Here is a 24,632-nt window from a genome sequence, read left to right as displayed (position 1 = left end):
CAATATTCTTGCGCTTAACGCAGCGGTTGAACCTGTACGGGCAAGAGAACAAGGACGCGGCTTTGCGATAGTCGCCACTGAGGTGCGTAATGTTGCGCAGCGCAGCGCGAGTGCAGCCAAAGAAATTGACGACTTGATTCGAGATTCGATCGAGGATATAGAAACAAGCGCGCGTTACGTCAACGAGACTGGCAGTACCATGAAAAAAATTATCGAATCGGTACAAATTGTGAACACCATCATGGATGAAATTATGCGTGGTTCCAACGAGCAATCCAATGAAATTAATCAGATGACTGAGGCTTTGCGTGAGGTAGACGCAAGCACCCAGCAAAATGCTGCAATGGTGAAAGAAATTTCTGCTGCTGTCGTGTCGCTAGAAAAGTGAGCAAAATTCATTGCCAAATCTGTAAAAACTTTTAAATTGGGTGGTACTAGAACGATCAGTATCATTGGTTACTAATTACAGATTACCTTTTTGGATGTGATACTGGCGCTGCAGGACAGACGGCCATGCGATTTCAGTGAGCCCACTTCCATAGCCGCCGGCAACGCATTCGTAATCTGTAAAAGACGTGACCCACCGTGCACTACCAATTGTGGCAACTAGATTGGCAAATTTTTATCTTGTACAGTTGCCAACTGGGGCAATTTGTCTCGGATTAAGGCAATTGCTTTGTAGTAGTATCCCTCAGGTCGTGGAGCCACACTATACTCGCATGGCAATCATTGACGTATTTCCCTTTTCCGTCTGCATTCGGTAAGTCACTCAGTTGAATGCCACGATTATTTTGTGGTTAGGTGCTATTAGGATGCGCTAGGGCATACTTTTAACAACAAAGTTGCTAAAGATGCGTTTGAAAATAGTGCTCCTCACGATAGGTCGTATCAATTAAACCCAGGAAATTATCAAAATGATGGATTGGATACCTATAGTCTTAGTTACCTTCAAGGTTCTTGTTCTCGGCACGGGCATGTTCTTCGCTATCAAGTGGCATTACGATCAAGGGCCGAATGAAAAGGAGAGGCGTACGTTGCTGCACGCGGGAGCCAAGGTGGCCGCAGTCTTCGTGATATCGCTTCTGAGCCTAGGACTCTTTACTTTCGTTCTTGCTAGGAAGCTTGGTTTGGATTTGACCTTCCCATGAAGTTAAAGGATGGTTGCATGAAATCAAGTGATACGGCAACACTCCTACTTTTAATTTTCACGGCCTTAGATTAATTGCAGGCGCCACCTCAATTGCAGTTAGAAGTGTTGATGAAGTAGTCTTATCGATCTATTTCAATGCAATTATATGGCAGGTTTGCGATGCAAATTGGTGCACTTTTGGTTGAAAAGCCGAACATCTGTGAATGGAAAATCAATGGCTATTGTGATGGAAATTCTCAGTCGACCTCATCGGAAAAAAATCAATACCGCTAAGTAGAAAACTTTTGCAGAGATAAAGGAAACGAGAGATGTCCGAAATTAATGTGGCAAATAGCGAACTAAATCCAATGTTCATTGCAAGACTTCGCACGTTCTTTAATATTTCAAGCCTTTGAAAATTAACAGCGATCCAAAAGACAGTGCTACTTGGACTTCCCAATCACGAAATCCTAACCGATCTTCGTGATGCTACCTAGTCGGGTCATACCGATGAACAAACAATAAAACGTGTCAGTCATGTGTTGGAGATCTATAAACAACTCAACACCTTTTTTTCTAATTCGGCGCAGGCGGATAGATGGCTTAGGCGACCAAATTCAGAGACCATCTTTGATGGCACTAGCACTATAGAATTTCTGCTTGCAAATCCGGAAAAGCATATGCCAAAACTCACAGCTTATTTAAAGAATGTTATCTAGGTCTATTGCGAGGGATATTCATTAAATATTAATTTGTACTCAATTGTGAATACTTTGAATTACTTTATTCTTTTATAAAAAATAACGGAATCTCTAAGCTGATTGATCGCTTCTTTTGAGGACAATCCACGAGATTCAATAGGTAAATCAATACACCTTGCAACATAACCATATTGATCTGGAAAAAGAAAGTAATTAACCGTTTCAATTCCCGATGGCAAAAACAGCTTTCTTCGCTTCAGCCAACAATTTTTTAGTTCCAAAGAAGGACTTTCTCCTGGAACAGTCACCCACACACCATTAACATCTCTTGTTAAACAAGGGACGCTGAAAGTCACCATTTTCTGTGCTGATATTTTTTCCTGCAATAATTTATACCTAATACATCTTTCAAATTTTTCGACTCTAGGTTGCGGGCGTATATCAGGAAAAATAAGACGTTCAATACGAAATCTAAGTCGCTCATCAGAGCCATACCCTGCGGACCATTGAACAATTCCAATTTCATCTATTACTTGATCGCCCCACATGAGAATTTTCAATGTAGTCATCTCATAAACTTTTGAAAGGCAAGATTTCCATGTCGACCATAGTATTTCAGATATGGCGTGAGATATAACCCAGTCAACGTGGTGTCTCTCAGTAAATTTCATAGTCTTAACAAGATCCTCTCTGTCAAGCTTTAAGCGTAAGTCAAATCCGTTCAGCGATTGCTCCTTTCTGTCCCATCTAAATCCAATTCGAAGACTTACTCTTTCCTCAACGTGCATCCAAAAAAGCATTAAGGCAAAGGATTTAGCAGCAATATCATTTTTTCGGATCTTTGAGTCTATATAATCTGCATCAGCGTAACTGGAGAATAGAAAGATCCATTTTCTTACATTACCTAGAATATGCTTCAAAATATATCGGGAAATTGACTTGTAAACACTTTTGTTATTTTGAGGTCTCTTTTCAAGTAACTTTAAACCATAATTTGAAGGCAGTTTTTTAATTGAAGACAGTCTTTTTTTTTCGGTTTTAGACGGGTTCAAAGGGTGAGTTTCAATTCGAACAATTGTTGATACGTAAACTATACTTTCTGTTTTTTTAAGCAAGAAGGGTTGATGGATCAGTGGACTTAAGATCTTCGGAATAGCGATTTGTGCAATTTCTGACCAATAGCATATATTTCTCCACATGTCTGCATTAGTTTTTACACCCAAACGTGCTACTGGCTTAGCAATAAATACTCTATGCTTACATTTCGCCAGCCAATAAGATATTTGATCAAACACTTCAACTTCTTCATTTTTGATTGTTGGAGATCGTGCATTTGAAACCGCTAGTAACTGCATTTTTCCACATTCACATGCACCAGGTGAGCTAATAAATTTTCCTGCAAGTCGGTCTAAAAATGGTTTTCCACACAGGCACTTATCAACGAATTCCTCATTATGTATTGGGCATTTATCTAAAGCTTTAAGCGAATGAAAAACGGTGTGATATCCAGCATCTAAACACAACATGCAATGGCGTAATTGAGGATAAAAAAAGGGATCTTGCCAATGGCTAAAAAAGCTTAAATGACTAAACAATAATTGATTGAACTTTACCCCAAGAAGTTGTCCCATTTTCTTTTTATCTACAGAAGTAATCAACTTTCCCTTATTGTTGGTACTAAACCAGTCCAATGAAATAAAGTTTGATGCTATAGACTCATTACAAAAATCTTTGACGAAATCTTTTTTAGTTGGCCTGTTTAAAAGTATTAACTGATGCATTGTTAGCCACATAGATTGGTAGTCATGAACCGTCCAATCTCCCCACGCATAGTTCACCCGCTCATTAGGCTCTTCTATTGGGGTAGAGAGTGAAATAATACATCTTTGACCTTCATTTTTTATTGTCATTATCAACGTGACAAATTAGAACTTATCAATCTCAAATAATCAGAAATCCCGGTTTCTCTTATTGCGTCACGCCAGCTTTCTTCTGATGTACATTCACTCCACTCCGCTCCTTTTGATATTCTCTTTAAGACACTCTCAACGGCACGAGCCAAATGTAACATCGGTAACTCATATTTAAGTGGAAACTTATTTGGAAAAAATTCTAAGAATATCTTCCAAATAATCTCAGCGGAATCAGATAACCTTCGGTTTCGGCTAAAGTCAGCGTTCGCAAAAGCGGATGTGTAGGAAATCCCACTGTCAACGGGCCACTCAGAATCTTCGTCATAACCAAGAAGCACATATCTCACTTCTTCTGAATTTATTAATCCAACAAAGCGGGCACTATCAATAAAAAACCTAGCGCTCACATGGGCATTACCTGATAACGCTTGAATTTTGTGTTCATAGCCGAGTTGGTGTGAGCCTATAGATATGACTGAAAGTCTATATCCACTGCTGTCAAACAGATTTTGTAGTGATATCAACCACACCCACTCTTTAAGTGTCATTGTTTGAGCCTCATCAATAAGCAATATTGCGTAATTTATCCCTGCGTTTTTTGCCATTGCAATTAATAGCTCAAGTGCCATGTTTTGTTTTTCTATAGGGCTTTTTTTTGAGTTCCAGTATGGTTGGTTGGAGGCAAGGAGTATGTCCGAATAAAAGGGTCCTGGACTGCTATGAACCATTTTTCTGATTAGTATTACTAATGGAACATTTGCTCCAAATCTTTCAATTAACATTTCCCTCAGAAAATATTGAACGGCTCTCGATTTTCCAAATCGAGATGGTCCATATATGTAAGCACCGGTTTTTTGCTGTTCTATCCACAAGCCGATCTGTTCAATCAGTCTATTAATAGCTGGTGTGAAAATAGCGTATTGTTGTGTATGTATAGGATGGTTCTTTGGTGGAATTTCATACATAACTTGTCCCTATTTTTGGATTGCCTTGCGGCGGCTAGGTAGAGCATCTTGTACTTTGGGCGTAAATATTTTTTTTTGAGTATCTAGTGACTTTGATGTTGGGATATGTTCGTTTTTTATTTCGTCGGAAATATTAAACTGGCCGGAATCGAATTGACTGGGAATTGACTGAGCCTGGCGTTGAAAGATTGCTCTTAATTCTAAATAAGCAGGATGTATCGGAAATTTCTTATTTGATTGTGATTCCACGTAGGTACACAACTCCGCAATAACGTCTGTGTTTGCAGAGAAATGAATTAATTTTTTACTGATCAGCGAATTAATAGCGCGGCGAACTCGTAGACTATGAGGTGATTGATGCCACGGGGGGTGTGCATGCAAAATCCCAAGAATTACTCCATCCCTGTTGGAAATTCTGATTAAGCGAGCGTCGTCTTCCAAAAAATTATTTGCCCAAAGTTTTTGTCCAACTAATTGCTGTTGATTGTCGAGCCAATCTGCTGAATAAGTAGCGCCAAAAAAATTAACGTATGGCCTCCTCCCAGTTGAAAAACCGCCTTTTAGAGTAACGAGTTTTCGAGTGTTTAAGAGGTTTTGAATTTCGCCTGGATCTGCGTAGCGAATCGGTACTTTGTTATTGCTTGTTATAAAGTCCAAATATGCAAGTGGAGATCTAGAGCCAAGCATTCCGTGGGGAGCTACGTTATAGTTAGCAATTAATGTATCTATAAGATCTTCAGCATATTCAATCTGAAACTGACTTGTTAAGGCAATTTTCACCGGGTCATACCCGTTTTTATCAGATGGCTTTCCCCCTGTCGTGTTGTTCAAACGTTGCAATCCGTTTTTGCCTACAGTACGAAAAAAAGTTTCAATGAATGGTCTATCATCCTTAGTACGTCGTACTGAATAACTATTGTCCGGATCTAATATTTTTGCCTTAACAACCCGAGCTATTTGATCCGCAACCGAATTGCAAGTATTAGCTAGGGCCCCGTCGACACTGAATTCATTCCAACAAGCTCCTAGGAAACGTACATTGTGCGAAGAAGGGAAACCAGCGCCTGGGTGATAAGAACATTCGCTAAAGGTTACTTTTCTAGGCGACCATTTGGTAAGCGCGGATTTTATAGCTTTCAATACGTCCTCTTTATTGACTTCTTTTCCCATCGAGAACTGATAACCTAAAACTGCGCGTGAGACGACTTCTAAGATAACCACCACCCATAATCGGTGAACAATTTTAGGTTCATAGTCGCCATCCAATTGGGGGATCATTACGCAAAACCGCCCATCCAATTTATGGGCATCAACTTCTACGCGGTCGAAAGCAATAAGATTTGGACGGTTTGTGCCGTCTGAAGCCGCTAATTTTTTTACTAAATCCTTACCTCCGATGGCTTTTGCCGCAAGGTAAGGATTGCCCATTAAAATACTATCGATATATTTTCTAATTGACCCATAACCCAAGCGCGCGGTATTAAATGGCCACTCCCCTTTGACCTCTAATCCCTCTTCTCGAAATTTATCAATTAACCATTTCCAGTTGGCTTTTCGAGGACGACGCACTTCCGACAAAGTCGTTTCAGAGGCGGCACTGAGAACTCTTTTTTCGAACTTAACTCTCAATTCTGGAAAGTTTTCCATTGTGCTTTTTAGTGCGCCGACTGCACCTCCACCCCAATTATTAACTGTAATTTTTTTCTTTCTATGTGGAGCATTAATACGGAGATGCTTAATTAATCCTCTCCATCCATAAACTCGACCATCAGGATGGGTTTGGATACATCGCTCCCTAATGAGTCTATAAGTCTGTTTTCTTCCAATTCCCGTTTCTTCAAAAATTAGTTTGTCGCTAGCACCCTCAAGATAAAGGATTACTGCCCTTTTTCGTTTTGAAAAACACTCCGCCATTTCAGGTACTAAAGCGCCCTCGTCAACAGATGGCCAAGACGAAATATCGAAGTTGGGATCGTCTGTGAGTCCTTTTATTTGACGAGCGACTACAATTTGTATGTCAGATTGCATTATCTTTATTTGGTGGAAACACTTGAAAAGATCGGTTCAATAAAAGCACAAATATATTGGATACAACTTTAGTAAAAACTACATATTCGGCACAAATTTAGTAAAAAATGTAATCACTATAGTTGTAGTTGATAAAACAAATAAATCAAGCAAAACAATAGCTTAGGTAAATAGACGGGGGAACAAGTGTAGTGACTTGGACGGCGATCAGAGGCGCAATAAACACAGCCTTTTTTGCGACAATTCCGCGATCGTACACAAGCTAAATAATCTAAAATCTCGCGCTTCTCGATGCCTCCAATTTGGAGGCATTTTTTTATCTTAGCAACTTCGCGATAAGCTTTTCGGCGGCGTGCGCCACCGAATTTATCGCTCCGAGTATTACGAACAATCCAGTAATGAGAGCGAATTTGATCAAGAAGATTCTTCTTTTCGGAATCAGAAATGCGAATTTTGGGAAATAACTCTAACTGCGTAAAAAACAACAGAAACCTCGTTTTGCATGTGGGCGGCTATTGTAGTTTAAGCATTGCAGCAAAGCAACATTGCAGAATGCCCGCTAAAACTCCTCTGATCGCGTTGAGACGCGACAACCGCACATTTTCTGCAAACGACGCACTAGCCCTTACATATTCAAGGTCGGAGATTTTGCCCCTTCGGTGCCGCTTGTACGCTTAAAAAAGCGTGCGTATGCATGCATGAGTAAATAAGCCAGCAAAAAGATGCAGCCAGCTATAGGCATGCCAAAAACAAACCAGCCGTAGAACTTACCGACAGGTACAGGCACACTCCAAATATCCATAAATTCAGCCCTGTCTTTGGGTGCGCGTTCATTTTTTAATGAGACATCTTTCCAAACTAGGGGACCAGAAGGAGGCGCAGGGTGAGCAATGGAGGGTCGTTTTAATGAAGTGGGCTTCGCTTTTTCTTGCTGAGACAAAATAGTATCGACAGACTTTAAACCCATCTCTTCACAATCACGGTCTGTGTAACTGGTTTGCGAATATTGATTAATGCACCTATGCACAGTTCCAGCCTGAACCGATAACGATAATATAAATAATAGTATAAATAATTTAAATTGTTTCATGACTTAGCTCTTGGAATTGCGGCAGCTTGATTTTCGCCAGCGACACCTGACTGAACATTTGCCCTAGACGGTGGAGTATAAGGCATCACCGTTATTCTGTTGCTTTCCGGAACTTGTATTTTTTGGTCATTCTGAGCGACTTTAGTTTCTGGCTTAAGCTCTTTTTTCTCTTGCTTACCGTCTGGCTCAAAGTCCTGAAAATATCCGTTTTTCACTATCTCACGACAAAAATTCTCTGACATTTGAATCGGAGTAGCTTGCTGAGTCCAGCAGCCGCACTTCGTTTTAGACGCAACGCATCCAGCAGGCACAGGAGCTTTTGTAGGTTTAGTGATCTCGTCATATTTAGGCGCGGTGTGTGGCAGTCCATCGATGCGCGCTGTCTCTTGATAAACGTATTGTTTTGCATCCTCAAGTGCGTTTTTATAGCTTGCTGATTTTCCTAAATTTGAACCGCTTACAGATTTTGTGAGCGAGGACTGCTCTTCTATTTTCTCAGGTTCGCTATGCTTTTTAGTAAAGTTCCGAACATAGAGCAATGACGCGGCAATGATAAATACGATGGCTACCAGTATGTAAATTTTCTTTGGAATCTCTCGCTTTACTGTGTGAACTTCGGCGCTTTTATAGTAAGCGAAAGCGGCTTTATCAAACTTCCAAAAATGTTTTATCGCGTCCTTACGCCCAGAAATTTTGTCACAATTTTCGCGGACGGCTGGGAACTCGTAAATAGTAGAGCGCTCCGCTCCCCAAGTACGAATACAATGCAGATGCTTGCCAGCCAATCTGCGTATAGCCGTATCAACCAACATAGGGTGCTGAGTAATCAAATACACGTCATGACCCTTGTGACGATGTACCTCTAGCTTTGACACAAACTCAGGAACGTCTTTTGAAATACTACGAGGTCGAAATAAAGTCTGGCATTCATCAATGACGATAATGGAACCTGACGGAGCTTCAAACCACTTTTCAGCGTCGATCTGATGCCAAGGCAACGTGAGCTCAGGAATGCCAGCGTAATAGACCTCCCTTCCCTCCTTTTCAGCTTGCGCCTTTATGTAGCTAAGCGCGTAAAGTGTCTTGCCGTTGCCTGGCAATCCGGTGATTAGCGTAATCATTTAAGCACCAGCTTCTTGACAGCACCACCAGTTGTTTTAATAGCGAGTGCCGTTGTTGTGGCTGAAATAATCATGCTGATCGCTTTATCTACGTACAGCCACGTCAACAAGCCGCCAACTTCACCAGAAAAAGAACCATAGGAAGTTTTAATGTACTGGACTAATGTGTCAGTACCAACGTTGACTCCTTTATAAACCACGTAGCTCATTCCTAGGGCCAGCAGAACACGACCAACAAGCGAAGCCATGACGGTGGCCAAGCCGCCCATAAAAGCCGCAATAAAAAAAGGCATTTTTTAATCCCTCAGAATTGCACCAGACAAGATGCGATAAGAAACAATAGAAGCAATTAGCATAATTGCGTAACGAAGCCATTCAAGGTACTGACACATATTTGACAGCGGCAGCGTAATCGAATGACCCATAACAACAAATGACTTATCAGTAAAACATGCACCACCGCCACCGAAGCCGGAAGCATCTATATTGCCAACCTCAATTTCCTGCGGGTGATCTTTATCGGGTAACTCTGATTTTTTTGGGTCATTACCATCAAGAAGCGACTTACCATATTTATATAGTTCGTTATTTTCATCATGATCCTCGCAATCCCTCGTCTGCTGAGTGCGCATAATTTGACAAGTTATGGCGTCACCATTACACGTCATGTTGCCGCAGGAGCCGCTTACCTCTGAATTTCTGCAAACGTTCAAATCTGGATGTTTCTTGCAGAAATCGTCATCGGCTTTGTCGCCAGTTCCTGTAGTTGTGCCTGTTCCGTTATTTCCATTGCTGCCGCTTGAGCCATTGCCGCCATTAGTACCTGTGCCTGTATTAGCACCAGCGGAACCATTATTAGCACCAGACCCACTGGATGAACCTGAGCCGTTGTTACCAGAACCCGAACCACTGCTGGAACTTCCTGAACCTGAACCAGAACTTCCCGAACCAGTACCAGATCCACTGGAGCCAGAACCCGACCCAGAACCGTTACCGCCGTTAGTATCGCCGGAACCTGAGCCGCTAGTACCAGAGCCTGTTCCGGAACTACCAGAACCGCTTCCAGAGCTTCCAGAACCAGTGCCACTACCGCTACTGCCCGACCCGCTCCCGCTAGTACCTGAACCCGTACCAGTGCCTGAACCACTATCTCCAGAACCGTTGCCGGAACCACTTGAACCTGAACCACTAGAACTACCGGAACCAGTCCCACTAGAACCGCTGCCGCTTGAGCCCGTACCAGTGCCTGAACCACCAGAATTACCCGTCCCCTGCTGTCCTGTATCAACGCATGAACCAGTTTGAGGATTCACAACCTGCGGAGATGGACAAGTCTTAGGAATGCAAGAATTTGTTGCAGACTGATACACCTCAGTATTAGTACACGTGGGCTTTACCTCACAAGAATCTGAGTCAGCAGGAAAATTAAACGCTGGAGAATCGCAGGTTTTTCGACATTGATTTCCATATGCTGAATACCCGTCAAAACACTCGCCCATTCGATAGGCTTCGAAATATTTTTGGTAACCGCCAGAAGCTTTTTCCTTTCCGCACGAATAACCCCAGATTGCAGTTGCATCAGAAAATGCAGCCTGTCCCTCCGAGGCACAAGCGGAAATAGGACTGTCATATACACCATTGTTAGGTGCAACTACCCACTTAAAACCCTTTATGCCTACCGCGTTCGCATCATCAGCAAAAAACGTTAAGGCGCAAAGACAATATAAAAAGCTACGCAAACAACGATTAAACAAAACAGTCCCATTTTTCATAACTCCATCCCGAAAGTAAAAAGGGGAGCCCCACGGACTCCCCACACAACAACCCCTTAAAGCTATTAGGCGATTGCGCGACGAATCCAGCTAAACACTTTGATGCCAACATGCACAGCCAAAGACGCAGCACCTACAACCGCAACGGCTGCACTTGCATCAGACATTGCACCAGTGACCGCGGATGTATCGATAGAACCAGCAGCATTTGCAGCAGATACAGAACCAGCAGCAATCAAACCCAAAACGATTTTGTTAGTCAATTTCATGATTTTCTCTTTCAGATAAAACTCTCGCTATTTGTCGGAATGTCCAAGCTATCGCCCATAAACCGCCCACATAAACGGATATTTGCATAGCTTGATCGACGCTTAAATCAGTTAGCGAATTACTGACCTCCGCGCCGCTTTGAACCACATAACTGCACTGGCTCAAACTCGGTTGCGAATCAGGAACGAGCTTTAAAGACCCGTCCTGTTCTTGTATTAGTTGTACGCACTGAGCCATAATTTACCGGCTGCCTCTTTCTCAATTTCACTACGCAAAGTAGCAATTGGCGTTTCTGCTTTGTTGGCGATTTTTGCCAAGACAAACAAGGACGCGACTAGACAACAAAAAAGAATTAGGCTCACTGCGATCATGATTGTTCTACCGCTTCCAAAGTGTGATCAACAGGAACCAACGTCACTCGTTCGCCAGTCTCTTTATCGGTCACTTGATAAGGTTTACGCTGATAACCACCCAAGGCGCATACAACAGCGATTTCGTCGCCCTTCTCACCCAAACGCTGCTTACTCTTTATTTCAATCACTTGCGGACGCGAATACGCATCCGGTGCTGGTGTAATGATTCGCGTAAAGCGGCTACCGTCAAAAAGACGTGATTGCTCGATGCGACCTTTTACATAGACGCGCATCGGGGTCGGCTCTTTGCGATCGGCAGGTTTGTTTAATTGTTCAGGCGTTGACATAGTTTTTTCCTAGGCGGCTAAGCGCATTTGTTCCCTGCTGATGGAATATTCTGGACGATTGCGAGCAGGTAAAAAACACAAGCGTCGATCCGATCTAATCGGAGAAAAATCATGAGGAAGAATGGCGTCATTGGCGATGACAACAACATCAGAATTGCGCCAAGAAACACCCGCATCTTCAAGTAATTTGCGATTACGATAAAAGACTGTTTTTGCGAATTGTTGACGTGTGACTTCATCACCGAGCGTGACCATCGATGACCAAAATCCGTACAGGCGTGTACCAGGTGAATTTCCGTATAAATTTTGCAGCCGACACAGAACGGCTCTTGATTCTCTGACCGTATTCATGGCTTGTTTTCCTTCGCGCAGTAGCTTCTCTATCTCTTTGTCATACACACCCTGTAAATACGCGTCAGAGACCTCATCTACGCGCGGGTTCTTTTCAAAGTCGTATTGCAATTTATCGCTATGTATTTCGACCTCAGCACGTAAGCGGCTATCTGCCAACCGTTGCAGAGCATCGATTTTTCTTTGCACTCTTTGACGATTTTGAGGATCGTCCGCACCGTGCAGATGCGTCATTAAATTAGTGAAATAGCCGCGCAAACGACTACGCTCATGGACTTGGAATTCAGTACCCTTGTGATAGAACTTCACTGTCGTTGTCTTGCCAGCGAAGTACACCGCCATATCGTATTTAGCTGATCCCTTCTTTCTACGTGGGAAGCTAAGTAATTGAATTCCATCGAAAAATTCTTTGCACGCCGGCTTTGATAGTCGGTAGACCAAGGCCACGTCGACACGATGGACAGTCCAAATATCCGCGTGTGGCAAATCGGTATCAAGCAACTCAGAAACAAACGCGACGAAGTCACGGCAGACCTGAAGAAAATTAGTTGAGCCACCATAAACGTTATGGCCGTGAAAAATTTTGTGGACTGACGCTTCAATCAAGAGATAAGGCTCAGTAGGCACCAGCTCAGGGCGACCGTTTTTATTGACGATCCAGTCTTCATACTTTGGAATGACCGAAATGCGAGCATCCCAAGAACCAAGCAATTCACCGGCAAACAATTCATACAGAACTTCACCACTAGCCATGTCTTCACCGGAACGCAAAATGCATTGCTCTTCAACACGACGAATCAGAGATCGATCGAGGGCTGGTGACTTTAATTTGATGGTGTCGTATGCCATGTTTTTAACAAATCACTTCTGTCATCATGGATTTATTCAAATTCCCTAAATCGGGACTGTCAGGCGGTGCTACCACGCTCGCCTGACAAAAATCGCGCTCGGCGCTGACGCTAAAAAATGCGTTTTGAGCGCTTGGGCTTGGGCGAACAAGTCGCCCCGCGCCCATGCACTCAGAACGCAACTGAGACGCTAAATTTGCCCTTGCGGCGACAGTATTTGAGAGGTTTTTATCTGCTAAGGCACGAAGTGCCGCTTTGATGTCATGTAAGGAGACACGATCACCAGATGGATAGTAAAAAGCGGTGCGAATGGAGCGATTAGGGAAAACCTTTGACCAGGAGTCACGTGATGCTTTAACGCGAATGAACAGCGCAAGAAAATCGCTCGTCGTGCCATAGGAGAGAACCCCTGCACGACAGACAACTTGCCAAGTAAATACGCTGGAAGGTTTCATGAATTTATGTGACGCGTCACGGAAATTAGTCGTTATTCAAAAAGTTAAATTTCTTGGCTTTTTGTCTTGCGCGGTACTCTTGCGCTCTCTGCGCAGGTGTTTTTGCATTGAGTTTTGGAGGACGGCCTACGCGAGGTGTCTCAAATGCGTCACGGGTAAACTTGTCTTGCGCCTGTTTCATGATAAAGTTCGCCTTGTTCTCTCAATTGAGTGCACTCAAGCGAGAGCATGCACTCATGTGAGAGCAACCGTCAAGAGGATATTTATGAAAAGCGTGAAATATTTGGAAGAAGTAAAAGCAAAACACGGCTTGATGAACGATAGGCAGCTAGCCTTACATCTGAAAAAATCGACAGGAACGATTAGCCAATACATGAGCGGAAGCCGAGTAATGGACGATGAAATGTGCTTAGCTGTTGCGCTTGATTTAGGTGTAGACCCACTACCAGTAATTGGCGCGGCTTGCATTGACCGCGCAGAAAAGACGGGTCAAAAAAGCCTGTTTGAAGTTTTTATGATGAGGGCAACACAGAGTGCTAGTGCTGCCCTAGGAATTCTTTTGGCTGTCAATTTATTTTTGACACCATCGAGCGGAGAAGCGCACCCCGCTTACGTTTCGGCTGAAAGCACTTTATATTATGTCAAATAAGAAAACCATAAATTAAAGCCCGTCCGGCCTTTCCCTCAAGATAAAGAATTACTGCCCTTTTTCGATCCGAAAAGTTCTTAGCTAGGGCGGGCGAAAGAGTACCTTCATCAATTGATGGACAAGTCGAAGTATCAAAGTTTGGATCGTCTGTCAGCCCCTTCACTTGTCGCGCTGAAACAATTTTTTATTCTGATTGCATAGGCTGTCAGGGACTCTTTCATAATATATGTAGTGTTAAATACGGAGATGCTTAATTAAACCTCTCCATAAGAAAACTCGACCATCATTTACTCTTGCTCAAGTAATCCTCAGATTGCCAGCCCCAAACTTGCTTATCGCTTGAATGCTAATTCATATTGATATATATTCTCATTATCATTTAGCTTTAGCCTGCAAGGAAATTCACTATGAGCAGTTTTTCCGCAAAAACTGACACTGTTACCCTCGATAGCCTCAAGGTTGGGGATTTTGCTGTTGTTACTGATGTTGTCGGATCGCAAGCTGATCAGTCAAAAACAAGCTTTGATGTGATTCGCCGCTTGAAAGAACTGGGCTTTGTAAAAGGTGAATCGGTCAAAATCTTGCACAAAGGTTACTTTGGTGGTGAGCCGCTTGCTGTGCGGATTGGTCAGTCTACTTTTGCTTTGCGTCGATTTGAGGCCGCCTTTATCGGTGTTGCTAAAGCTGGAATTGTTTAATGAGTCATGCTGAATTAGTAGTGCCACGTATCGCTTTAGTTGGTAATCCGAATTGTGGGAAAACAGCTTTATTTAATCGACTGACAGGTGCGCGCCAAAAAGTAGCGAACTATGCTGGTGTCACGATTGAGCGTAAAGAAGGAAAGTTTCGCTCCCCTGCCGGCCGATTCTGGAATGTGCTGGATTTGCCCGGCACGTACAGTCTGAATGCAATTACTCCTGACGAAAAAATCACTCAAGATGTAATCACCGGGCAGCGTTCTGATGAGCCTGTTCCCGATGTTGTGGTTTGCGTGGTGGATGCGACAAATCTGAAGCGTGGCCTGAGAGTCGCGCTGGAATTAAAAAATATCGGCATGCCAATGATCTTGGCCGTCAATATGATGGACGTCGCGAAGAAGCGTCACATTGCTATTGATATTGATTTGCTTCAGGAGTCATTAGGAATTCCAGTCGTTGAAACAATCGCGGTGGACCATAAAGGGATCGACCTTTTGCTAGATAAGCTGGAGGTATTCGCCCAGCATCTTAAACAGCCATCCACCACTGGCGCAAATACAGCGCATGATTTCAGTCAGATATCTCCCGAAATAATTCAAGCCGAGGCGAATGCCATTCTGGACCGTTGTGTCTCTTATGCTGCCAGTACGGATCATCATTTCAGTTATAAAATAGATAGCTTTGTCTTGCATCCTGTAGTCGGCCCACTCATTTTTGCGGTGCTGATGTTCCTGGTTTTTCAGGCTGTCTTTGCATGGGCTCAGATGCCTATGGACTTGATCAAGTCCGCTGTGGATGCTACGGGGGCGTTTGTTGAAGCCAATATGCAAGAAGGAATGCTGCAGGGCTTGCTCGTTAAGGGTGTCATCGGCGGTGCTGGTAGTGTGTTGGTGTTTTTACCTCAGATTGTCATTTTATTCTTCTTTATTCTGGTGATGGAAGATTCGGGTTATTTGCCAAGAGCCGCGTTTTTACTGGATCGGGTGATGGGTAAAGTGGGCTTGTCTGGCCGTGCTTTTATCCCTTTATTGTCAAGTTTTGCTTGCGCTATTCCCGGCATTATGGCGACACGGACAATACAGAATCAGCGAGATCGTCTGGTCACAATCATGATTGCGCCATTAATGACCTGCTCTGCCCGGTTGCCGGTTTATGCCTTGATCATTGCTGCGTTTATACCTCCTAAGATGATTGGGGGCTGGTTAAGTTTGCAGGGCTTAGTTTTATTTTTACTCTACCTTGCGGGCATTGTGTCAGCCATGGCGGTAGCGTTTGTGCTGAAGAAAAAATGGGGTACTAGCGAGCCGCAGGCTTTAATGCTGGAATTGCCGGATTACCGCTTTCCTAACTCACGTAACTTGGTGTTGGGTTTGTGGGAGCGAATCAAGATTTTTACTACCCGGGTTGGGACAATTATTCTGGCATTGATGATATTGCTGTGGTTTTTGAGTAGTTTTCCCGGGGCACCAGAAAATGCGAACCATCCAGCGATTTATTACAGCATTGCAGGCATATTGGGCCGCGGATTGGAGTTGATATTCGCACCTATCGGTTTTAACTGGCAAATTTGTATTGCGCTGGTTCCTGGCTTGGCGGCACGCGAGGTTGCGGTTGCGGCACTGGGTACCGTGTACGCTTTATCTCAGTCCGGAGAGGAATTGGCCAGTAGTCTGGAACCATTAATTGCGCACTCCTGGTCATTGCCCACTGCCCTGTCTTTATTGGCCTGGTATGTATTTGCCCCGCAGTGTATTGCGACGCTTAGTGTGGTGAGGCGTGAGACGAATACTCTGCGCTACCCGCTACTGATGGCGGGATATTTATTTGGTCTGGCGTATTTTGCCTCCTTCGTCACTTATAACGTCTCACGCTTTTTCCTCGGAAGCTGATATGCAAACTGTGGTCACGATGTTGATTTTAGTTGCTGCATCCATCTATCTTATTATTAAGTGGATGCCCTCGACTATCAAGCAAGGTCTGATGGTCTGGATTTCACCATACTCGCCTAAATTGGCTTCCGTTCTCGGCGCGCGTGCTGGGGGCTGTGGAAGCGGTTGTTCTTCCTGCGGCTCTTGCGACTCATCGGCACAAACAGGCGAGGCAAAAAATCAATTGGCTGACAATGTAAATAAGATTGTTGAAAAGCCAGTCAGATTTGTAAGAAGGTGACATTATGCTCATTTGTTAACATGGAAAGTCACTGTTAATTGATGTATCCTGTTGGCAATTATAAGCATCACTGGTTGCAATAAATTTTCCTGCCAGCGACTATCGGTGCGTATCCGAGACACAATTACAAATCCACTATGCGCAACACTATCTACGATAAAAGCGACAAAGGTCGCGAAGAGATTGCGACACGCAAGTATCAGCTCGCGTCCCGAATGAGAAGTTTGCTCGTGATGATTGACGGTAAGCAAACCGAAGAAGAGTTGCTGAAAAAAGTCAGTGCCTTGGGGTTGACCGGGCAGCATATTCAAGAGTTGCTGGATCAGGAGTTCATCACTGCGCCTTTGTTTGCAGACCCTCCTGTTGAAGTCGACGTTATTGATGCAGTCCCTGTCGCCCCTATAAGTTCGGTAGCTGACATAGATATCCCGATTAATCCAGCCGACCTGCTCGATGAATCGAAACGCATTCAAGCCTTGCACACATTTTTCAATGAAACGATAAAAAGTACGCTTGGGCTGCGAGGTTTTACACTTCAACTCAAAGTGGAGCGCGCTGCGACAATTGACGATTTTCGTGCATTAAGAAACACGTATATCGAGGCAATCCTGAAGGCAAAAGGTAAAGAAATGGCACGCAGTCTGCGCGATCGTCTCGATCAGTTGTTGTTCACGGGTGATCCGGCCTTTGTCGATAAAATAGTGCCGGACGATGAATGAGTAATCGATGACTTGTACTATGACTCGCCTTATAGCGAAAAAAAGCCAGGAAATTCCTGGCTTTTTTGCATCTCAATCAAACTGTAATCAACCGTCGAATAAAAAACCGGTTGAATTTACTCATTTCCCACTCATTTATTCAATACCTTGGCTGGTCAGATATTCTTCATACGAACCACGGAAATCAATAATTTCATTCTCTTTAATTTCCAAGACCCGCGTCGCCAGTGACGATACAAACTCACGGTCATGTGACACGAATACTAATGTTCCTGCATATTTTTCCAGCGCGATATTCAGAGATTCGATCGATTCCATATCCATGTGATTGGTCGGTTCATCCATGAGTAATACATTGTGACGGCCCAGCATCAGCTTGCCGTACATCATGCGCCCTTTTTCACCACCGGACAGCACTTTGACTGATTTTTTCACGTCGTCGCCACCAAATAACAAGCGCCCCAAAATGGAACGTACCGCCTGATCGTCGTCACCCTCTTGCGTCCATTGGCCGATCCAGTCGGTCAAGTTTTTATCTGAAGCAAATTCTTCGGTAGGATCTTGCGGCATATAACCAACATTGGCGTTTTCTGCCCATTTCACTAGGCCGCGATCCGCATGCAAGCCTGCGATATCATCGCCGCCAATGCAGCGCAACAAGGTTGTTTTACCAATGCCATTAGCGCCGATAATTGCTATGCGCTCGCCGGCCTCAATCATCAGATCGACATTTTTAAATAAGGTGCGGTCATAGGCTTTGGTCAAGCCCTGAACCTCTACTGCCAGGCGATGCAGTTTCTTTTCTCCGTCAAAACGAACAAAAGGATTCTGGCGGCTGGACGGCTTAAATTCTTCGATCTTGATTTTATCGATTTGCTTGGCACGAGAAGTCGCCTGACGTGCCTTGGATTTGTTCGCAGAAAAGCGCCGAACGAAATCTTGCAATTCCGCGACCTTTTCTTTGGCCTTTGCATTATTCGCCATTTGCTGTGCACGTGCCTGTGAGGACGCCAGCATGTAATCATCGTAGTTGCCTGGATAGACTTTTAAGGTACCATAATCCATATCGGCCATATGCGTACAGACCTGATTCAGAAAGTGACGGTCATGGGAAATGATAATCATGGTCGAGTTACGGTCATTCAGCGTATCTTCAAGCCAGCGAATCGTGTTGATATCCAAATTGTTGGTTGGTTCGTCAAGCAGCAAGATGTCAGGATTGGAGAACAAGGCTTGTGCCAGCAAGACACGTAATTTCCAGCCCGGAGCGACCGCGCTCATCAGCCCCTGATGCTGATCAATAGGAATACCTGCGCCGAGCAGTAGTTCCCCTGCCCTTGGCTCTGCGGTATAGCCGTCATATTCGGCAAACTTTGCCTCAAGATCCGCAGCCTTCATGTAATCGTCATCAGTCGCCTCAGGATTGGCGTAGATCGCGTCGCGCTCAGACATGGCGGCCCACATCTCGGTGTGTCCCATCATGACGACATCCAGAACACGCATATCTTCAAACGCAAACTGATCCTGACGCAACTTACCTAGGCGTTCATTCTGATCCAGCATGACTGTTCCCGAAGATTGATCGAGATCGCCACCCAAAATTTTCATGAAAGTGGACTTGCCACAGCCATTGGCGCCGATCAAACCATAGCGATTGCCATCACCAAATTTGACAGAGATGTTTTCGAACAGTGGCTTTGGGCCAAACTGCATCGTAATATTTGCGGTAGAGAGCACGGAAAAACCTTTTGCAATAGAGTTATAACTAACCTTCCATTATAACATCGCCACTGCTGCCTCCTCTAATTCTGCGGCGTCAAAAACAAAGAGCGCAGTGTTTAAGCTGCGCTCTTTGTTGAGTTGCTGAGTGTTCAGGCAAGCGAATCGCTGACTTGAACGCTCATTGATGCTAATTAGCCATTAAAGCTTTTGCCTTCTGCAGCAAGTTTTGCCAGCAATGGTGCCGGTTTCCAGGCGTCACCATGACGACCTTTGGCATAGCGTTCCATTGCCATCACGACATTTGGTAAACCGATGGTATCGGCATAAAACATCGGGCCACCGCGATGTAACGGGAAACCGTAACCAGTCAGATAGACCATATCAATGTCAGACGCACGGGTTGCGATACCTTCTTCCAGAATATAAGCGGCTTCATTGACCAGTGCGTAAATCAGGCGTTCTATAATTTCCTGATCGGTGATTTTACGACGTTCAATGCCCAGATCCGCAGAGTGTTTGACGATCATGTCATTCACTACCTGCGATGGATATGCCTTGCGATCCCCCGCCTTGTAGTCGTACCAGCCTGCGCCGGTTTTTTGACCAAAACGGCCCATCTCACACAACAGATCAGCTGTTTTTGAATAAGTGATTTGTGGCTTCTCAACATAGCGACGTTTGCGGATATACCAGCCGATATCATTGCCTGCCAGATCGCCCATGCGGAACGGCCCCATCGCAAAGCCCATTTTCTCAACTGCCTTATCGACTTGCTCCGGCGTACAACCTTCTTCGATTAGGAAGCCCGCTTGACGGCTATATTGCTCGATCATACGGTTGCCGATGAATCCGTCGCACACACCGGATACGACGCCAGTTTTCTTAATTTTTTTAGATAAGGCCAGGGTCGTAGCGAGCACGTCTTTGGCCGTTTTTTTGCCGCGTACAATTTCCAGCAACTTCATCACATTGGCCGGGCTGAAGAAATGCGTGCCCACAACGTCTTCTGGGCGCTTGGTAAAGCTGGCGATCTGGTCGACGTCCAGTGTCGAGGTATTAGAGGCTAGGATTGCGCCTGGCTTCATCACTTCATCCAGCTTTTTGAATACTTGCTCTTTTACGCCCATATCTTCAAATACTGCCTCGACAACGATGTCAGCTTGGCCAATCGCTTCGTAAGATAAGGTGCCGGTAATCAGACCAACGCGTTGTTCGAATTTCTCAGGCGATAACTTGCCTTTTTTCATTGTGTTTTCGTAATTTTTACGAATAGTTGCCAGACCTTTGTCCAAAGCCTCCTGTTTCATCTCCAGAATCTGTACTGGGATGCCCGCATTCGCAAAATTCATGGCAATACCACCACCCATCGTGCCTGCGCCAATGACCGCTGCCGATTTGATCGGACGGGTTGGCGTATCTTCTGGCACATCAGGCAGTTTGCTCGCTGCACGCTCGCCGAAGAAGGCGTGACGCAATGCTTTGGATTCTGTGGTTTGTACTAATTCGAGAAACAGATCGCGTTCTACGTTAATACCATCATCGAATTTTTTGGTGACAGAGGCAGCAACGGCTTCGACGCATTTCAATGGCGCGGGGAACGGGCCGGACATTGCGCGAACGGTATTGCGTGAGAACTGCAGGAAGGCTTCGTAATTCGGATAATCGATCTTGATGTCGCGCACGCGTGGCAGCGGACGGACGTCGGCGACTTTGGCGGCAAAAGCCAATGCACCTTGCATCAGGTCACCTTCGATCAGTTCGTTAAATAAAGCGGTTTTGGCGAGTTTTTCTGATGGTATCGCAGTACCAGATACGATCATATTCAGCGCCATTTCCAAGCCAAGTACGCGAGGCAGGCGTTGTGTGCCGCCGGCGCCTGGCAAAATGCCGAGCTTGACTTCAGGCAGGGCAATTTGCGCACCTGGCGTCACTACTCGGTAGTTACAGCCCAATGCCAGCTCTAGTCCGCCACCCATGCACACGCTGTGTATCGCAGCGATAACTGGCTTGGTAGAACCCTCAACAATATTGATTACGGTATGCAGCGACGGTTCTGCTGATGCTTTTGGTGAGTTGAATTCTTTAATATCGGCGCCGCCCGAAAACGCTTTGCCAGCGCCGGTAATGATGATGGATTTAATTGCATCGTCATTCAGCGCCTGCTTCATGCCTTCGACAATCGCGCTGCGTGTCGAGTGACCTAAACCGTTAACAGGGGGATTGTTGAGGGTAATGACGGCAACATTGCCGTTGACTTGATATTCCGCGCTCATGTCTCTTCCTAAGGGTTGAAATACGTTTTTTGATTGTACAAACAGCTAATTGACACCTTACTACTATAGGTAAATTGAATGCCGCTTGCTGACCAGAATGCTGTCTGCGAGTTTTTACGTCATCTCTACTATACCGCAAAAAAGTACGGTCGTATTATTTTAGGAGAAAATTTTTTACTTAGTCAAAAAAGGCATACTCCCCATCATTTCATGAGAAATATGCCTATGCCGCTTGTATTGCCTAGTGTCCTAAAATATACAGGTGAGTAGTATATTAAACCTTAGACTAAACTAATGCTTATACCTCTAGCCATTCTTTGCGAATCGCTTCGTTGGCACGCAAATCGGCGGGACTTCCTTCGAACACGATACTGCCGTGTCCCATGACGTAGACCCTTTGCGAGATTTCTAGTGCGATCGCGAGTTTTTGCTCAACCAGCAATACGGATATTCCACGATTTTTAAGTTCTTTGAGATATTCAGCAACTAATTCGACGATCTTTGGTGCCAGCCCTTCTGTCGGCTCATCAATCATGATCAGGTCAGGATCTCCCATCAGCGTACGACATAGCGTCAGCATTTGTTGTTCACCGCCAGACAGAACGCCCGCCGCAGTATGTTGACGCTCCTTCAGGCGCGGGAACATTTTGTACATATCGTCGAGCGACCAGCGCGATTTTTTACCTGACTTTTCTCCCAGAATCAGGTTCTGTTCCACTGTTAAGGTCGGAAAAATATCGCGATTCTCCGGCACATAACCTAATCCTTTGTGGGCGATCTGGAAAGCTTTCAGGCCGATAATCTCTTCACCCTTGAACTTGATCGACCCGGTTGAGTCAACCTGCCCCATTGCGGCTTTGACGGTAGTTGAGCGGCCAACACCGTTACGCCCCAATAAGCTGACGATCTCGCCCTGATTGACGACAAGATCAACACCATGAAGGACATGGCTTTTGCCGTAGAAAGCATTCAGGCCTTTGATTTCTAATAATGTACTCATGCTGCGGCCTCCACCGGGGCATGACCACCCAGATATGCGTCTTTAACTTTTTGGTTATTCCGGATATTGACAGGTGTATCGCAGGCAATGACTTCGCCATACACGACAACGGCGATTTTATCTGCAAGACCAAACACTACACTCATATCATGCTCGACCATTAACAGCGTCTTGCCGACGGTAACTTTGCGGATCAGCTCAACGGCAGCATCAGACTCCGACCGGCTCATACCGGCAGTTGGTTCATCGAGCAAGATGACGTCAGCACCGCCAGCAATGGTGATACCAATTTCCAATGCACGTTGTTCCGCATAAGTCAGTAGGCCAGCTGTGATGTCACGCCGGCGTTTTAGGCCGATTTGCTCTAATACGGCTTCGGCTCGCTCATGCGCATCTTTCAAGCCGTTAAGCCGATGCCAGAATGAATATTTATAGCCGAGCGACCACAGCACCGCACAGCGTAAATTTTCGTACACCGATAAGCGATGAAAAATATTGGTGATCTGAAAACTGCGTGACAAGCCACGACGGTTAATCTCAAACGGACGTAATGTGGAGATACTCTCGCCATTCAATAAAATATCACCTGAGCTGATGGGAAAACGGCCAGAGATCAGATTAAATAAGGTCGATTTTCCCGCACCGTTTGGCCCGATGATTGCAAACCGTTCGCCCTTTGGCACTTGCAAATTGGCCCCCCGGATGATTTCAGATTTGCCAAAACTCTTTCTGACATCTTTTAACTCAAGAGAGAACAATGAAGTCACACTCATGATTGCACCCTCCTCATTTGATCTTCAATTTCGGTGCTGACTTCGCCCCATTTTTGTGTAAAGCTGGATTTGGTAATGACGAATCCCACGACACCGATGGCAATCAACGCCCCGGCAGTCAGCCATGCAGCAGGTTGTGCCGTATCGACCATTACACCGAATAAGTTGACGGTAGAATTTTGCGATGCTTCCAAAGTGCGCTGATACAGCATTTCGATTCCGATCACTGTACCGAACGCAGCAATTGTGGTTGCGAGAACAAGTTTCCACATGGATGGCCAGACCCGTTTGAACAAACCAAATTTGGCAACTCGCAGGTTCAGCATCAATATACTGGCGATACCGCCCGGCGCATACATCACGATGATGATGAAGAAAATACCGAGATAGAGTTGCCAGGCTTTGGTGAAGTCAGACAGCATCACCGTCAACACAACGCCGATCACCGCGCCGATCATCGGACCAAAGAAAAAGCCGATACCTCCGATAAACGTGAACAACAGCACAGCGCCAGAGCGAATGGCGCTAACGTTTTCAGCACTCACAATTTCAAAATTAATAGCTGACAGTCCGCCTGCAATGCCGGCAAAAAAAGCAGACAAAATCAAGGTCAGATAGCGGACCCATTGCGTGTTGTAACCGACAAACTCAACGCGTTCAGGATTATCCCTGACCGCATTAGCGAGCCGACCAAGCGGCGTTTGTGTGAAGGCATACATGCCAATCGTGCTGATAAACAGCCACGCTGCAATCAGGTAATACACCTGGATCTGCGGTCCGTAGGTAATGCCCAGAAAAGCTTTGCCAATCACGCGATTAGTAGAAATGCCGCCTTCACCGCCAAAGAAACTTGGGAACATTAATGAACTGGCGAATACCAGTTCGACCATGCCCAGAGTGATCATCGAAAAAGTCGTGCCGGATTTTTTCGTCGTAACATAACCAAACAGGATGCCGAAAAACATACCAGCAACACCGCCGATGAATGGGATGAGTGTAATCGGAAACATAAGTGTTCCATCAGTCACCAGATTCATCGCGTGGATCGCAAAGAAAGCGCCAAGTCCCGAATAAACGGCATGACCGAACGACAGCATGCCGCCCTGCCCTAACAACATATTAAAGGACAGGCCAAAAATCATCAGCGTGCCAATTTGGGACAATAGTGAAAGCGACCCGCCTGATTTAAAAATCAGCGGCGCAATGATCAGCATGGTTGCGAATCCAAGCCAGATGATCCAGCGCGCCAGATTTAGCGGTTTATATGTCAATGTTGTTGTCATTTT

25 protein-coding genes are annotated in these 24,632 nt (G+C 45.0%); 7 read left to right on the top strand and 18 right to left on the bottom strand.

The window, feature by feature from the left end; genetic code table 11:
• Positions 1 to 4 precede the first annotated feature (4 nt).
• Entirely contained in the window at positions 5 to 388 is a 384-nt protein-coding gene (locus tag ACO0K3_RS02745; protein ID WP_422982103.1) for a methyl-accepting chemotaxis protein, read from the top strand.
• Positions 389 to 914: 526 nt separating this feature from the next.
• Positions 915 to 1,148 (top strand): hypothetical protein, encoded by a 234-nt coding sequence (locus ACO0K3_RS02740; RefSeq protein WP_422981647.1) that lies wholly within the window; start codon positions 915 to 917, stop codon positions 1,146 to 1,148.
• 759 nt (positions 1,149 to 1,907) lie between these two features.
• Here ACO0K3_RS02740 and ACO0K3_RS02735 read toward each other — a convergent pair.
• From ACO0K3_RS02735 to ACO0K3_RS02675, 13 genes are all read right to left on the bottom strand, one after another.
• Complete coding sequence (locus ACO0K3_RS02735) at positions 1,908 to 3,740, bottom strand: hypothetical protein (RefSeq protein ID WP_422981645.1); 1,833 nt, start codon at positions 3,738 to 3,740, stop codon at positions 1,908 to 1,910.
• 2 nt (positions 3,741 to 3,742) lie between these two features.
• On the bottom strand, positions 3,743 to 4,708 hold the full coding sequence (locus ACO0K3_RS02730) for an ATP-binding protein (RefSeq protein ID WP_422981643.1): 966 nt from the start codon (positions 4,706 to 4,708) through the stop codon (positions 3,743 to 3,745).
• Between the two features lie 9 nt (positions 4,709 to 4,717).
• On the bottom strand, positions 4,718 to 6,736 hold the full coding sequence (locus ACO0K3_RS02725) for a hypothetical protein (RefSeq protein ID WP_422981641.1): 2,019 nt from the start codon (positions 6,734 to 6,736) through the stop codon (positions 4,718 to 4,720).
• 625 nt (positions 6,737 to 7,361) lie between these two features.
• Positions 7,362 to 7,826, bottom strand: coding sequence for a hypothetical protein (locus ACO0K3_RS02720; RefSeq protein ID WP_422981639.1), 465 nt, complete (start codon positions 7,824 to 7,826; stop codon positions 7,362 to 7,364).
• Entirely contained in the window at positions 7,823 to 8,947 is a 1,125-nt protein-coding gene (locus tag ACO0K3_RS02715; protein WP_422981637.1) for a zonular occludens toxin domain-containing protein, read from the bottom strand. The genes ACO0K3_RS02720 and ACO0K3_RS02715 overlap by 4 nt, the downstream gene beginning before the upstream one ends.
• Positions 8,944 to 9,240: a DUF2523 family protein gene (locus tag ACO0K3_RS02710; protein WP_422981635.1), complete on the bottom strand. Its 297-nt coding sequence runs from the start codon at positions 9,238 to 9,240 to the stop codon at positions 8,944 to 8,946. Before ACO0K3_RS02710 ends, ACO0K3_RS02715 begins: the two co-directional genes overlap by 4 nt.
• 3 nt (positions 9,241 to 9,243) lie before the next feature.
• Positions 9,244 to 9,579: a virulence factor TspB C-terminal domain-related protein gene (locus tag ACO0K3_RS02705; protein ID WP_422981633.1), complete on the bottom strand. Its 336-nt coding sequence runs from the start codon at positions 9,577 to 9,579 to the stop codon at positions 9,244 to 9,246.
• Between the two features lie 77 nt (positions 9,580 to 9,656).
• Positions 9,657 to 10,235 (bottom strand): hypothetical protein, encoded by a 579-nt coding sequence (locus ACO0K3_RS02700; protein ID WP_422981631.1) that lies wholly within the window; start codon positions 10,233 to 10,235, stop codon positions 9,657 to 9,659.
• A gap of 105 nt (positions 10,236 to 10,340) precedes the next feature.
• Positions 10,341 to 10,526, bottom strand: a complete 186-nt coding sequence (locus ACO0K3_RS02695) for a hypothetical protein (protein WP_422981629.1) — start codon at positions 10,524 to 10,526, stop codon at positions 10,341 to 10,343.
• Positions 10,527 to 10,784: 258 nt separating this feature from the next.
• A complete protein-coding gene (locus tag ACO0K3_RS02690; RefSeq protein ID WP_422981627.1) occupies positions 10,785 to 10,988 on the bottom strand; it encodes a major capsid protein in 204 nt (67 codons plus the stop codon).
• 368 nt (positions 10,989 to 11,356) lie between these two features.
• Entirely contained in the window at positions 11,357 to 11,689 is a 333-nt protein-coding gene (locus tag ACO0K3_RS02685) for a single-stranded DNA-binding protein (protein WP_422981625.1), read from the bottom strand.
• 9 nt (positions 11,690 to 11,698) lie between these two features.
• Positions 11,699 to 12,889, bottom strand: a complete 1,191-nt coding sequence (locus ACO0K3_RS02680) for a phage/plasmid replication protein, II/X family (RefSeq protein ID WP_422981623.1) — start codon at positions 12,887 to 12,889, stop codon at positions 11,699 to 11,701.
• A gap of 4 nt (positions 12,890 to 12,893) precedes the next feature.
• Positions 12,894 to 13,343, bottom strand: coding sequence for a hypothetical protein (locus ACO0K3_RS02675; protein ID WP_422981621.1), 450 nt, complete (start codon positions 13,341 to 13,343; stop codon positions 12,894 to 12,896).
• 265 nt (positions 13,344 to 13,608) lie between these two features.
• Between ACO0K3_RS02675 and ACO0K3_RS02670 the strand changes: the two genes are divergently transcribed.
• The 5 genes from ACO0K3_RS02670 to ACO0K3_RS02650 all read left to right on the top strand — a co-directional run bounded on the left by ACO0K3_RS02670 (position 13,609) and on the right by ACO0K3_RS02650 (position 17,578).
• The gene (locus tag ACO0K3_RS02670) at positions 13,609 to 13,992 is read left to right on the top strand and encodes a hypothetical protein (RefSeq protein WP_422981619.1); all 384 of its coding nucleotides are present in this window, start codon (positions 13,609 to 13,611) and stop codon (positions 13,990 to 13,992) included.
• A gap of 407 nt (positions 13,993 to 14,399) precedes the next feature.
• Positions 14,400 to 14,690, top strand: a complete 291-nt coding sequence (locus ACO0K3_RS02665) for a FeoA family protein (RefSeq protein ID WP_422961693.1) — start codon at positions 14,400 to 14,402, stop codon at positions 14,688 to 14,690.
• Positions 14,690 to 16,579, top strand: a complete 1,890-nt coding sequence (feoB, locus tag ACO0K3_RS02660) for a ferrous iron transporter B (RefSeq protein WP_422981617.1) — start codon at positions 14,690 to 14,692, stop codon at positions 16,577 to 16,579. The genes ACO0K3_RS02665 and feoB overlap by 1 nt, the downstream gene beginning before the upstream one ends.
• 1 nt (position 16,580) lies before the next feature.
• Positions 16,581 to 16,859 carry a hypothetical protein gene (locus ACO0K3_RS02655; RefSeq protein ID WP_422981615.1) on the top strand — a complete coding sequence of 93 codons (279 nt, stop codon included), beginning with the start codon at positions 16,581 to 16,583 and terminating at the stop codon, positions 16,857 to 16,859.
• 137 nt (positions 16,860 to 16,996) lie between these two features.
• A complete protein-coding gene (locus ACO0K3_RS02650) occupies positions 16,997 to 17,578 on the top strand; it encodes a hypothetical protein (RefSeq protein ID WP_422981613.1) in 582 nt (193 codons plus the stop codon).
• Positions 17,579 to 17,713: 135 nt separating this feature from the next.
• Here ACO0K3_RS02650 and ACO0K3_RS02645 read toward each other — a convergent pair whose 3' ends face one another.
• The 5 genes from ACO0K3_RS02645 to ACO0K3_RS02625 all read right to left on the bottom strand — a co-directional run bounded on the left by ACO0K3_RS02645 (position 17,714) and on the right by ACO0K3_RS02625 (position 24,629).
• Complete coding sequence (locus tag ACO0K3_RS02645; protein WP_422981611.1) at positions 17,714 to 19,315, bottom strand: ABC-F family ATPase; 1,602 nt, start codon at positions 19,313 to 19,315, stop codon at positions 17,714 to 17,716.
• 176 nt (positions 19,316 to 19,491) lie between these two features.
• A complete protein-coding gene (locus ACO0K3_RS02640; RefSeq protein WP_422981609.1) occupies positions 19,492 to 21,573 on the bottom strand; it encodes a 3-hydroxyacyl-CoA dehydrogenase NAD-binding domain-containing protein in 2,082 nt (693 codons plus the stop codon).
• A 298-nt stretch (positions 21,574 to 21,871) separates the two neighbouring features.
• Positions 21,872 to 22,573: an ABC transporter ATP-binding protein gene (locus tag ACO0K3_RS02635; protein ID WP_422981607.1), complete on the bottom strand. Its 702-nt coding sequence runs from the start codon at positions 22,571 to 22,573 to the stop codon at positions 21,872 to 21,874.
• On the bottom strand, positions 22,570 to 23,346 hold the full coding sequence (locus ACO0K3_RS02630) for an ABC transporter ATP-binding protein (protein WP_422956795.1): 777 nt from the start codon (positions 23,344 to 23,346) through the stop codon (positions 22,570 to 22,572). Before ACO0K3_RS02630 ends, ACO0K3_RS02635 begins: the two co-directional genes overlap by 4 nt.
• Entirely contained in the window at positions 23,343 to 24,629 is a 1,287-nt protein-coding gene (locus ACO0K3_RS02625) for a branched-chain amino acid ABC transporter permease (RefSeq protein ID WP_422981605.1), read from the bottom strand. The genes ACO0K3_RS02630 and ACO0K3_RS02625 overlap by 4 nt, the downstream gene beginning before the upstream one ends.
• Positions 24,630 to 24,632: the final 3 nt, after the last annotated feature.

Origin of the sequence: Undibacterium sp. Rencai35W, from assembly GCF_049340185.1 — a bacterium.
Taxonomy (GTDB): domain Bacteria; phylum Pseudomonadota; class Gammaproteobacteria; order Burkholderiales; family Burkholderiaceae_D; genus Undibacterium.
The sequence above is the reverse complement of the archived record's forward strand: the minus strand, read 5'-3'. Positions and strand labels throughout refer to the sequence as shown.